Source organism: Marinoscillum furvescens DSM 4134, from assembly GCF_003386095.1.
GTDB lineage: Bacteria > Bacteroidota > Bacteroidia > Cytophagales > Cyclobacteriaceae > Marinoscillum > Marinoscillum furvescens.
Genome location: NZ_QREG01000025.1, coordinates 39,984 through 52,763, shown reverse-complemented (window position 1 = coordinate 52,763; position 12,780 = coordinate 39,984). Strand labels below are relative to the sequence as shown.

The 12,780-nt window shown below is 45.9% G+C and carries 8 protein-coding genes; 2 read left to right on the top strand and 6 right to left on the bottom strand.

Features of this window, described 5'->3' with window-relative positions:
• Window position 1: 1 nt before the first annotated feature.
• The 4 genes from C7460_RS20085 to C7460_RS20070 form a co-directional block, all read right to left on the bottom strand.
• The gene (locus tag C7460_RS20085) at window positions 2–3,643 is read right to left on the bottom strand and encodes a family 16 glycoside hydrolase (protein WP_115869933.1); all 3,642 of its coding nucleotides are present in this window, start codon (window positions 3,641–3,643) and stop codon (window positions 2–4) included.
• 36 nt (window positions 3,644–3,679) lie between these two features.
• A complete protein-coding gene (locus C7460_RS20080; RefSeq protein WP_115869932.1) occupies window positions 3,680–4,732 on the bottom strand; it encodes a sugar phosphate isomerase/epimerase family protein in 1,053 nt (350 codons plus the stop codon).
• 75 nt (window positions 4,733–4,807) lie between these two features.
• Complete coding sequence (locus C7460_RS20075; protein ID WP_115869931.1) at window positions 4,808–5,974, bottom strand: Gfo/Idh/MocA family protein; 1,167 nt, start codon at window positions 5,972–5,974, stop codon at window positions 4,808–4,810.
• Window positions 5,975–6,022: 48 nt separating this feature from the next.
• Window positions 6,023–7,159, bottom strand: a complete 1,137-nt coding sequence (locus C7460_RS20070) for a Gfo/Idh/MocA family protein (protein ID WP_115869955.1) — start codon at window positions 7,157–7,159, stop codon at window positions 6,023–6,025.
• 213 nt (window positions 7,160–7,372) lie between these two features.
• Here C7460_RS20070 and C7460_RS20065 point away from each other — a divergent pair, with 213 nt between their 5' ends.
• Window positions 7,373–8,590: an MFS transporter gene (locus C7460_RS20065; protein WP_115869930.1), complete on the top strand. Its 1,218-nt coding sequence runs from the start codon at window positions 7,373–7,375 to the stop codon at window positions 8,588–8,590.
• Window positions 8,591–8,696: 106 nt separating this feature from the next.
• Window positions 8,697–10,055 (top strand): alpha/beta hydrolase-fold protein, encoded by a 1,359-nt coding sequence (locus C7460_RS20060; RefSeq protein WP_147303032.1) that lies wholly within the window; start codon window positions 8,697–8,699, stop codon window positions 10,053–10,055.
• Here C7460_RS20060 and C7460_RS20055 read toward each other — a convergent pair.
• Together C7460_RS20055 and ppk1 are read right to left on the bottom strand one after the other, a co-directional pair.
• Window positions 10,044–10,532 carry a cupin domain-containing protein gene (locus tag C7460_RS20055; protein WP_115869928.1) on the bottom strand — a complete coding sequence of 163 codons (489 nt, stop codon included), beginning with the start codon at window positions 10,530–10,532 and terminating at the stop codon, window positions 10,044–10,046. The genes C7460_RS20060 and C7460_RS20055 overlap by 12 nt on opposite strands.
• Window positions 10,532–12,637, bottom strand: coding sequence for a polyphosphate kinase 1 (ppk1, locus tag C7460_RS20050; protein WP_115869927.1), 2,106 nt, complete (start codon window positions 12,635–12,637; stop codon window positions 10,532–10,534). The genes C7460_RS20055 and ppk1 overlap by 1 nt, the downstream gene beginning before the upstream one ends.
• Window positions 12,638–12,780 lie beyond the last annotated feature (143 nt).

Sequence of the window (12,780 nt, the reverse complement as noted above, 5' to 3'; positions counted from 1 at the left end):
GTTATAATGGTCTAATTTTTATATTTCTAAACCACACCTCATCGCCGTGATCCTGCAATGCGATGTGTCCTGCCTTGGCTTGACCAAATCCTGGCATTTCAGAAAACTTACTCGCCGCTACCATGGCCTGAAACTCTGGAGTACCCAGATCATATTCCACCACTTTATAGCCATTGAGCCAGTGTTCTACATGCCCGTCTTTGATCTTTATTCTTGTTCGGTTCCACTCTCCAGGAGGATTTACCGTCACAAATTTCGTCTCGATCATGTCGTAAAGATCTCCGGCTCGATGCTTTTCTATTTGTCCGTCAGGATGACGAGCATTGTCTAGCAACTGATACTCGGGGCCACTTTGCCATACATAATCGAAATCTTCACTTTCTACTACATGGTAAATGATACCACTATTTCCCCCTTGGGAAATTTTCCAATCTATTGAAAACTCATAGTTTTCATAGGGGCGATCTGTCAGGATGATATCACCTCCATCCTCAGCCTGCCAGCCATCTCCAGACCCCTTGCCAGCAAAATGCAAGGTACCGTCTTTTGCTGACCATTTCTTTCCCAAATCTTCAGATTTGAAATTACGCAGCTTACCAGTAGACTTCCCATCAAACAACAATTTCCATCCTTGCTGTTGCTCATTATCGGTAAGCGTATTGTGCTGTACTGTATAATCCGAAGTAAAACCTGGCTTATCCCCTGGTATATTGGTTAGTGTGTACCAGGCTTCAGTCGTCCACAGCTCATGTTGTAATTCACTCACAAAAGGCCTTCTGATCCGTAAATAAACGACATGTTTTTCCTTCAAGCCATCCAGTTCGAAGAAAATCTTTTTCCTATCCTCAGAAAGTTGAAAACTGGTAGGCTCTAATTCCGTCTGATCCAGTTTAGGGCCTCCGTACTCTGCTGTAGGTTCAAAATAAAAGCGTTCAATATAAAAGTCATCAGCACTAATGTTTTGACCCGCTGCTATGGGCTCTGTAAAGATTACTTCAAAACCATTGGAACGGGCGCTTACCGACAACATTTCGAAAACAGACTGCTCATTGTAAACCAGTCGCTGCAGGCCGTAATTGAGCTTACCTACTTGTCCCCAGTTACCTGAAACACCTATACCGCCAGCCAAAAGGCTGCCGTCAGGTGCCCAAGCAAGGCGATTGATACCTGCTTCCAACCCTTGTGAAAAACGAAATACAGCTCCCTGGTAAATATCATCTACCTGCTCAACAAACACCCGCTTTATTCCACCATGTGTAACTTCACAATGGATCATTTGTCCGGCATACGGGCCCTTATCGAGGTATACGGGAGTACTGGGAGAATTTCCAATATCATCTTGCGGAAGCCAAACTACTGGCTCGTCCTGCACCATGCCCTGGGTACCTTCCGGATCTACAGACCTGGAACCATACCATGCCCCTTCGCGTACGTGGTTGATTTTAGATGCCGGTAGCCAGTCTCCTTGATTGTCAGCTACAAATATCTCTCCGTCAGGACCGATGCCTATACCATTGGGAGTACGCAGGCCTGATGCGATAAATTCTACCTCTCCTGTTTCTTTGGATATTTTCACAATCTTACCCCGGTCTTCTATCTGAGGTTGGGCAGATGCCCCTCCAGGCAATATGGCTGTAGCCAGCGCACCATAGAAGTAGCCCTCTTTGTACACCAGCCCAAAGGCAAATTCATGGAAATTTGCGGATACTTTCCAGTCATCAGAAACAGTACGGTACTCATCTATAATCCCATCGCCATCATTGTCTTTGAGATGGGTGAGTTCTTGTTTTTGGAGTACGTATATTTCTCCATCTACTACTTCGATACCGAGCGGCTCAGCCAAGCCAGTAGCGATCAGCTCCACTTGAATATCATCAGGGTTTTCGGCTCTAAAGTTGCTGACTTTATATACTGGCCCCAGCGAATCCCAGGTGCACACCAGCATCTCATCGGCAGAAAGAAAGTCGATACCACCTACTCTAGGTTTGAAATCATCTGGCCGGGCTTGAAACAAATCAAAAGCCGGATGCACGCCAGCCAACCAGCGCTGATCTCCAGGGATTGCTTTTACCAGCTTATCTTCATCTACATAAGCCTCTACTTGCAAGAAATCTTTGCTAGTCACAAACATCATATCTTCAGGCACCACTTCGAACCTGCCAGTTTGCTTATCAAACCACTGGAAGGAAACGGCTCCGCCACCCCCACCCTGAAAGTAGTGCAGCTCGAAAGGGTGATCTCCTGCAGTGAGGTACACTTCACCATCTTTGGGTTCAGCTCCATGAAACCCCCAGTTGTTTACTACCATTTGGTCATCTATAAACAGCCTGGACCCGTCATCGGACACGGTTCGGAAGCTATAGCTAGCTGTTTTATCAATTCTTAAATTGCCTTTGAAAAGTACGGCCACATCCTGTGTACGCTCACCCAGGTCGGATTCCTCGAGCACATGAATCTGTGAAACAACCGATCCCTGAATAGGTGCACCGTCCTTTTTGAGGGTTTCGAAGTTGGGCTGATCACCACTATAGAGGTACAAATAGGCTGCCACACCTGGAGTTTCCTTGGCGATTCTTAATTGATCTTTCAATTTCAGGGGTACGGTTTTGGTGCCTGCATGCCAGGCTTCCGCATCATTTTCTTCGTCATCATCCAGTGAAAGAATGTAGCGAACCATTTCTTTGGCATCTTCCTCGTCGAGGTTTGGATGGGGCGTCATCACTGCTTCACCCCAAACACCACTACCACCTTTGATCACCTTACCGGCCAGCATATCTACGCTCTCCTCAGAGTCGCTGTACTTGCGCGCCACTGACACATAGGCTGGCCCCACAGTTTTTACTTCAGCATTGTGACACGACTTGCAGTCACTTCGCTCGATCAGTGCCGCTCCCGGCATTTCCATACTTTCATCAGAAGAAGTGCTTTCTCCTGCAGTTTCAAATCCTTCGTGAAAAAAAGACTTCAATAAAGTAGCACCTTCACTATTTAGAGTCAGTATTCCCGAAACATTCGTAAGGCTTCCTCCAGGGTATTCATCCACATCCACTGACGTAACCTGAAAATCTCCAGTAGTCTTATAATCCCGCTCATTAATCAATGAAGAAACGGTAGTATAAAGTCCCACGCGAAATTCACCTGCCGTTTGCACGGTAAATTTCCGCTCCAAACCATTCTGGCTTCCTCGCCGTATGGCCTCAGGGCTTTCCTCTACCACAATGCGCCGATCACCAACTTTCAGCTCATAAGTAAATATCACCCGATTGTTTTCAAACCTGTGCCCGCGGTACTGAACTTCTGGTGTGAGTACTTTGCCACCTTCAACTACAAACCATTCTACATTTTCTTCAGCGTCTGTATAGTAGGCATATCCGCTACTCGTTGGCTGTGGCCCGTGTACAGTAGTATATACCGCTCCGTCGAAATTCACACCACCTTTCCATGCTTTGTACAAGCTGGCAGTTCGGGCATCATACGCTACCCACACATCATCATGCAGTGCGGCAGTCACCATCCTGGGCTTTTCATCTAAAACAGACCGAAACACCCATGCTTTCAATGGTCTATCCGGCTTTTGCTGAGGCTCCTGGCAGCCTAAGGCAAATACCAGGAGCATTGTGATCATTACATTTAACTTCTTCATACTTCTTTTATACTTCTATACTTTACTTTGTCAGGCTTACAAGCCCAAAATCTTGCGATTCATTGCTTCATCAGGAGCAGCTCCCGCAAAATCGTCAAATGCCTTTTCGGTCACTTCTATGATATGATCCTGAATGAATACAGAACCTTCTTCCGCTCCTTGCTGAGGTGACTTAATGCAGCACTCCCACTCAAGTACAGCCCATCCATCATAGCCATACTGACTGAGCTTGCTGAAAATACCACTAAAGTCCACCTGGCCATCACCCAATGAACGGAATCGACCGGGACGATCTACCCAGTTTTCAAATCCTCCATAAACGCCTGCCTTTCCCGTAGGGTTAAACTCGGCATCTTTAACATGAAACATGCGAATATTTTCATGGTAAAAATCTATGAACTGCAGGTAGTCGAGCTGTTGCAATACAAAGTGCGATGGGTCATAGAGGATCTTAGCCGAATCGTGCTTGCCGGTAGCCTCCCAAAAGCGCTCGTAGGTAAGCCCATCATGAAGGTCTTCACCCGGATGCAGTTCATAGCATATCTCTACGCCATTGTCTTTGGCGTGATCCAAAATAGGCATCCACCGATTAGCAAGCTCTTTGAAGCCTGTCTCCACCAGACCTGCAGGACGCTGCGGCCAGGGATAAACAGTGTGCCACAGCAACGCTCCCGAGAAGCTAGCCATCACATTGATACCCAGATTCTTACTCGCAGTAGCTGCACTTTTTACCTGATCCACAGCCCATTCGGTTCGGGCTTTGGGGTTTCCTTTGTATGCGTCAGGCGCAAAAGAGTCGAACATGGTATCATAGGCAGGGTGAACCGCTACCAGTTGCCCCTGCAAGTGAGTAGCCAGCTCTGTAATTTCAAGACCTGCTTCATTGACAATACCTTTGATTTCATCAGCGTAGGTTTGACTTTCAGCGGCTTTTTTGACATCTATCAGCCGGGTATCCCATGCAGGTATTTGTACGCCTTTATAGCCAATACCTTTTGCCCATTGGCAGATATTTTTAAGGTTGTTAAATGGTTCTGTATCGTCTGCAAACTGCGCCAGAAATATTGCTGGCCCTTTAATGGTTTTCATAATGTAAGTTTTTTTTAAAGTTTTAAATGAAGATGCCGGAGGCAAACTCTATTTCATACTTTGATGTCAAAGTGTTTAGGATTCCACCTGAGTCCACACATTGCCATTGGCGGAGCTTTCCACCACAGCCTTAATCATGGCCATACCTTTTACGCCATCATTGATCCCTGGGTAATCCATGAAGGAACTTTTCTCTGAAGCAGCACCCAAATGGCTCCTCACATCAAAAGAGAAGTTTCGATAAATATTTGCAAAAGCTTCTATATAGCCTTCCGGATGACCTGCCGGAGTACGGATATGCGCTAAAGCCGCATCGTGCAAATACGGGTTGTTGCCTCCTGCCCGATAGATCTGAACGGGTGCACCATGTGGCTTTACCAGTAAGGTATTCAGATCGCGGTTAGACCATTCCAGCCCTCCTTTATCGCCGTAAATTCGGATTTTGATGTCATTCTCTTCTCCAGTAGCTACTTGAGAGGCTGACAGCACGCCATTCGCACCTTTTTCAAACTTAAGAAGCACATTGGCATCATCGTCTAGCGTACGCCCAGGCACAAATGCGTTGAGCTCAGCGAGCACTTCAGTAATTTTCAATCCTGAAACATACTCAGCCATATTGGCCAAATGAGTACCAATGTCACCAAAGCAGTTGCTTATACCTGCACGCTTCGGGTCTGCTCTCCATGATGCTTGTTTGGAGTCTGTATCCTCCAGTTTTTCTGCCAACCAGCCCTGTGGATACTCCACCATTATTTTTCTTACTTTACCAATAGCCCCGCTCAGGACCATGGCTCGGGCTTGCTTGACCATAGGGTAAGCAGCATAAGTATAGGTGACCGCAAATGGGAGTCTGGTGTCAGATACTATCCGTTTTAATTCTCTAGCTTCTTCTAAAGTGAAAGCCAGTGGCTTATCAATAATCACTGGAAATCCAGCCTCTAAAGCAGCTTTTGCAGGTGCAAAATGCATGTGATTGGGCGTTACGATGGATACAAAATCCATTCGTTCACCTTCTGGCAGCTTTTGCTCCTCCAGGACCATTTCTTCAAAAGTGGCATAGCATCGGTTTTCTGGTAAATACAGGTCATGGCCTGACTTTACAGATCGCTGCGGATCACTGCTAAAAGCTCCACAAACCAGTTCAATCTGTCCGTCAAGATTGGCCCCCATGCGGTGTACAGCGCCGATAAAAGAGCCTCTACCACCGCCAACCATACCCATTCTAAGCTTTCGATGTTGCATACGTTGGAATTGTTTAAATGATGAATGAATCTTTTTCTGAGCTAAAAGTTATATAGAAACCCAGACCTGACCATTTTTACTCGACTCTAATACAGCCTCAATGAAATTCATCCCTCTCACACCGTCTTGCACTGTAGGAAATGCTCCATCTCGATAACTTTCTTTGCGGATAGCCTGAGCGGTTCCGCTGTAGATATTGCCCATAGCATCGAAGAGTCCTTCCGGGTGGCCTGGAGCGATTTTAGTGCTCTCCAGTGAAAACTCACTGAGGTAAGGGTTGCCTGGCTTTAAGATCTGGGCTGGTTTCCCCTCCTCCATAAACTTCAGGTAAGTAGGATTTTCTTGCTCCCATCTCAGGCCTGCTTTGTCTCCGTATACAGTCACCACTATGTTGTTTTCTTCCCCAGTAGCAATCTGACTAGCTCTCACGATGCCTCGTACTCCATCGGTGGTACGTACGAGTGCTGTACCGTCTACATCCAGGGGATTATCTTCATAGAGGGTGTTGATGTCTGCAAGCACTTTGTTGATGGTCAAACCTGTGGTATATTCTAGAAGATTGAATGCATGCACCCCTATATCTCCAAAGCAACAGCTTTGACCAGACTTGGCAGGGTCTAGCCTCCACACCCCGGCGCGCTTGTCTTTTTCATGGATAAAAGGATTGATCCATCCCTGGTAGTACTGCGCATCCATTTTGTGGATTTTCCCTAAAGCTCCAGCAGCTATCATGGCTTTCATCTGGCGTACCATTGGGTAACCTGTATACGTATGTGTAAGGCTAAAGACCACTCCTTTTTGCTCTACGAGCTCCGCCAGCTCTACCGCTTCAGCGGCTGTCATGGTTATAGGCTTTTCGCATATTACATGAAACCCTTCACCTACCAGTCGTTTGGCCATTGGGTAATGCAAAAAATTCGGAGTGAGGATGCTTACTGCTTCGATACGTTCGTCTGCAGGACGGCTAAGCTCTCCCGAAATAAAATCATCCAGGTCTTTATACGCTCTACTGGCATCCAGCTCCAGCTTTTCGGCGAATGCCTTACTCTGCTCATAATCTATATCAAACACTCCACCTACCAGGTCGTAACGCTCACCCATATAGGCAGCTATTCGGTGTACAGGTCCTATAAATGAATTCGGCCCTCCGCCGATAAGTCCAAGCTTGATTTTTCCTTTGTTCATGAAGTCGGTGTGTTTTCTGGTTTTGATTCGATAAAATGAAATTTGGCCTACTGGCCAAAAAGATTGGAAATCTATCAAGATTAGCTACGAAATTCAAAGTTTACTACTGCGGAATCGTTTGCAGATGACATGTTTTTACAATTTTATTAATCTAGAGTTTTGATATTCATATGGCGATTTATTTACTTGACCGCCCTAACCTTATTTGAACACATGGAAAAACAATTGAATAGAAACAGATTATTTGTAGCGAGCTGCTTTGCGCTACTCACCACAGCCTTTGCATTTGGCATTAGAGCAGGTATCATGAACGATCTGGTGGCAGACATGAGCCTCAACGACAAGCAACTTGGGTGGATCAACTTTATGGGAATATTTGGTTTTCCCATTGCTACCCTCGTAGGCGGACCGCTGTACAATTCACTGGGTCCTAAGAAAATCGGTAATGTGGCCTTTTTCTGTCACTTTCTGGGGATCACTTTTTCGATCCTGTCCAATAGCTTTTACACACTATTTTTCTCCACCTTCTTTATCAGCTTTGCCAATGGCATGGTGGAAGCAGCCTACAACCCCATGATTGCTGCAATGTACACGAGCAATCGCGCTACGATGCTCAACAGGTTTCACGTGTGGTTTCCGGGCGGTATTGCTATAGGATCCATCATAGCCCTGACCATCGGCAGCATAGGTGGTGGCTGGCAAATTAAGATTGCCGTCATGTACATCCCTGCACTGATTTACTTTTTGCTCTTTTGGGGACAGAAGTTTCCAGAGGCACCAAAGGAAACCACAGTCTCCACTCGCGACAATGTAAAAGCGATTTTCAGCTCGCCAATTTACTGGGTAATGCTCATATGTATGGCGCTTACAGCTACTACCGAACTGGGTACGCAGAGCTGGGTGGAGCGCATCCTGGCCAATTCCGGGGCTCAGCCATTACTTGTACTGGCACTGGTAACCGTACTGATGGCCGTGGGTAGAATGTTTGCCGGACCACTGATCCACAGACTCAACATCACTGGTGTATTGCTAGGCTCGGCTGTAATCTCAGCAGTAGCCATTTTTGCTATGAGCCTGGCTACCGGGCCTATGGTTTATGTTGCTGCCATTCTCTTTGCAGTGGGCGTTTGCTATTTCTGGCCTACGATGATCTCGTTTGTAGCTGAGTATTTGCCAAAAACTGGTGCATTGGGCATGTCGCTCATTGGTGGAGTAGGTATGCTCGGCCTTAGCATCTTCCAGCCGATCATTGGTGGGTGGATACAAAGCCACAGGGCTTCACTCAGTGCTGAAGGACTCACAGGCGATGCATTAGAACTGGCTGCAGGTCAGGCTACGCTTGCCAACATTGCTATTATTCCGCTTTCGCTCATTGGCGTATTTACCTTTCTGTATTTCTGGCAAAAGAAAAACAAGCCTAGCGAAGGCTAAACCATATACCCGTTGAATATTTTGGGCACTGCTCTCTACTGAGGGCAGTGCTTTTTTATTGGCTTTTAGTCAAAAAGCCAGTAGCCTTGTAACAAAACAAGCCCCCATGACCCGAATATTACTGAGCATCCCCCTTCTCTTCTGGGGATTAATGGCCAACAGCCAAACGACAATAGTCATTGCCGATTTACCTGAAAACCACCCCCAAAATGCCCCTATCTATCTGGCTGGAACCCTCAACGACTGGAATCCGGCAAGCGAAGCTCATCAGCTTCAAAAAGATGACGCTGGAAACTACTACATCACACTGAATCTTGAGGGTGAAGTTGCCTTCAAGTTTACACGTGGCGATTGGAACACGGTGGAATCTGATGGCTATGGAAACGATATAGGCAATCGTACCTATCAACCTTCAGGTGAAGACACATTGAAGCTCTATATTCAAGGATGGAAAGACTTGCTAGATGGAAGCTCCTCTCCAAATAGTACTCGATCAGAAAATGTAAGTATACTTAAGGATTTCGAAATCCCTCAGCTTGGTCGAAAACGAAATATCTGGATCTACTTACCTCCTAACTACCACCAAACGAAAACTTCCTACCCGGTGATTTACATGCATGACGGGCAAAACCTGTTTGACAATTCCACCTCTTTTTCTGGTGAATGGAATGTAGACGAAACACTGAACGATTTATTCGAAACACAAAATTTTGCGGCGATCGTAGTGGGTATAGACAATGGTGGCGAACACCGAATGGATGAATATGCCCCCTGGATCAACACCCAGTATGGAGGCGGTGAAGGTGAAGCATATGTGGACTTTCTGGTCTCTACACTCAAGCCGCACATTGATGCGCACTACCGCACCTTAACCTCCGCATCAAATACCGCCATTATTGGTAGCTCGCTCGGTGGAATCATCTCGTTCTATGCAGGCCTTAAGTACTCTAACATTTTTGGCAAAATAGGTGCGCTATCTCCTGCTTTTTGGTATAACCCTGAGTTTTTTGGTTTTACAGATAGCATCACCCCTAAAGGACCGCAAAAGTTGTACATGGCTGCTGGTGGAGATGAGTCCGCCACCGTGGCGAATAACATGAACAGAATAGCTGCTACACTGCAAACGAACGGCTGGCCTCCAAGTGCGATAACCAAACGGGTGCATCCTCACCAGGGCCACAATGAAGCCTACTGGTCGGCTATTTTCAAAGAAGTGATTTCCTATTTGATGATGGATAGCCAACCACTTCAAGTCACAAAGCATTTCAACTTCAAAATTACCGACAGGAAGCTCACCACCTCAGCGGCTCATATTCGAATCTTTGGACTCACTGGCCAGAAACTGCTCCAAGACAGCACTGCTACCACCGCGCCTGTAGACCTGAGCAAACTTCCTGAAGGGATATATCTCCTACAGCTTCGTGATAAGCATCACGTGGCTACCGTGCGAATTTTACTCCGCTAGTGTAAACGATTCAATGAGGTCAGCGTATTGGGGATATTCCCTCTTTAGCGATTCTGCACCTGGCATCCGAAAATCTTTAAAATCAAAACCGGGATTTACCATACACCCCATGAGGGTAAACGAATCCGCGGAGGTCACCTCAGCGGCAAATACCGCATGGCGCGGAATGACCAGCTGCAGCTGCTCACCCTGTGAGACATTCGGCCCCAGGGTTTCCTGACGGTATTGGCCATGGTCCAGTATGTGTACCGTAACACTACTGCCAACATGATAGTACCACAGCTCATCCGATTCCAACTGATGAAAATGGGACTTTTGCCCGCTTTTGAGTAAAAAATAAATCGAAGTACTCAGGTTGCGAGTACCGCCCCCTTGCATGATTTGGATGGTATTGGGGTTTCTATAGACTTCTTTAAAGTAGCCACCTTCTGGGTGGGCTTCCATTTCCAGGTGTTGTATCCAGTCTTCCGCTTGCATTAATTTATAAGTTTGGCAGCCATTACGCTTTCACGCTTTACTTTATAAAACTCTTTGTGGATGTTAAAAGGAGGCCGTTCTCCAGGTGTTACAGCTGTGAAGGAGCCATCCTCATTCATTTCATAAGCGTTTACATTGTCTCGCAGATTGTAAGCCAATATATTGACTGCCTGCTGCTCTAGCAGTGGATCTTTTATGAGAAACAGCGACTCCAACCTACGCTCAAACGAACGCACCATCATGTCGGCACTTCCGCTATAGACCAGTGGTTTGCCTTCGTTGTGGAAGTAAAAAATACGGCTGTGCTCCAGATACTCGCCCACAATAGAGCGAACGGTGATATTTTCACTAAGTCCTTCTCGACCAGGTCGCAGACAACAAATACCCCTCACTATCAAATGAATAGGCACTCCAGCACGCGAAGCTGCATATAGCGCCATGATGGTATCACTATCCTGTAAAGAATTAATCTTAATTACAATACCGGAAGATTTTCCTTCTCTGGCATTGGCTTCTTCCCTGCCGATGAGCTCGATGAGACGTGTACGCATCTCTGATGGAGCTGTGATCAGGTTTTCATATTTGTCCGGTATGGAGTGACCCGTAATTACATTGAAAAACTCCTGAACATCATTGGCATACCCCTCGTCTGAGCTCAACAAACCAATATCGGTGTAGAGTCTTGAGGTATCTTCATTGTAGTTGCCACTAGACATGTGCACGAATCGCCGTACTTTTTCGCCTTCTCTACGTACAATAAGCAGCAACTTCGTATGGGTCTTGAGCATTCCCACACCGTAGATAACAAAACAGCCTGCTTTTTGTAGTCGCTGCGCTTCTTTCATGTTATTTTCCTCATCAAAACGCGCTTTCACTTCAAAAAGAACTGATACGTGCTTTCCATTCTCTGCGGCATTCAACAGCGCATTGACCACCCTCGAATTTTTTGCCAACCGATAAATCGTCAGCTTGATCGAAAGTACATTGGGATCTTCTGCAGCCTGATCCAGTAGATCTAATAGCGGGTCAATGCTGTTGTATGGGTGATGCAGTAATATATCTCTATCCTTTAGGATCTTAAACATATCCTGATCCTCATACTCGGCCATGCTGATGGGCGGCACAGGTTTTGGGCTGTCCTTGCTTATGTCCTGTAGGTCTTCATGTTTTACGATTTGCCACAAGCCAGTATAGTCCATCAGCGCCCCTTTGGGCACTTCTATCAGGTTATCATCTTCTATCTCATACTTGGCTTTTAGTTGCTTCAGCAGCCACTTATCATAATTAGCCTCTACTTCCAGTCGGACCACCCTTCCCGTTTTACGGGTTTTGAGTTTTTTCTTCATCTCCTCAATGAAGTTGGCCTCTGCATCTTCAGATTCTTCCAGCGTAAAATCACCATTTCGTGTCACTCTAAATAGTGTAGCAGAAATGATTTCAACATTCTTAAAAATCACGTTGATATGCTCCCGAACAATCTCCTCAATGGGCACAAAGATCACTTTGTCCTTTCGCTCCATCTCATAAAACCTCGGCAGGTTTTGAGGTATCTGGATGAAAGACATCTTTTTCTTTTCCTTCTTTTCCTGGGTTTTTGTGACCACCCCGAATATCAAAATATTGTTCATCAGGATGGGAAAAGTATGATAGCTATCATACACCATCGGGGTGAGCATTGGAAATACGATCTTATGGAAGTAGTTGCTAGCGCGTTCGCGTTCACGTTTTTGGAGCTTATCAAAAGCAAGTACCTGAAAACCATGACTTGAAAACTCAGGAACCAACGATTGGGTGAAATGCTCGTGCTGAACCTTGGCAAATTCCTTGTAGTCATGCAACAATTTCCGCTTAAAAGGCACAGCCCTTAGCCCAGAGTAGTCAATACGATCTTTCCCATAATCCAGATAGTTGTACAAACTTCCTACTCTGATCATGAAAAACTCATCGGCATTGGAAGCTGTAATGGCAACAAACTTCAGTTTGTCTGGCAGGCTCCTTCCTTCCCGCATAGACTGGTCCAGCACCCGGTAGTTAAAATGTAGCCAGCTCAGATCTCTACTAATGAGGTCACTTTGCTGTATGAGTTGGTCGTATTTTTCTATCATGGTTTTTTTCTAAAAGCGAACTTTTGGTCGGTTTTTGCGATCGAGTCACAAAATACGATAGTAGCACTGCAAAACACAAACGTGCATGCCATTCGTTAGATGAATTTTATGAATAGATGCCAAATGCCATGCCTGTAAAATGA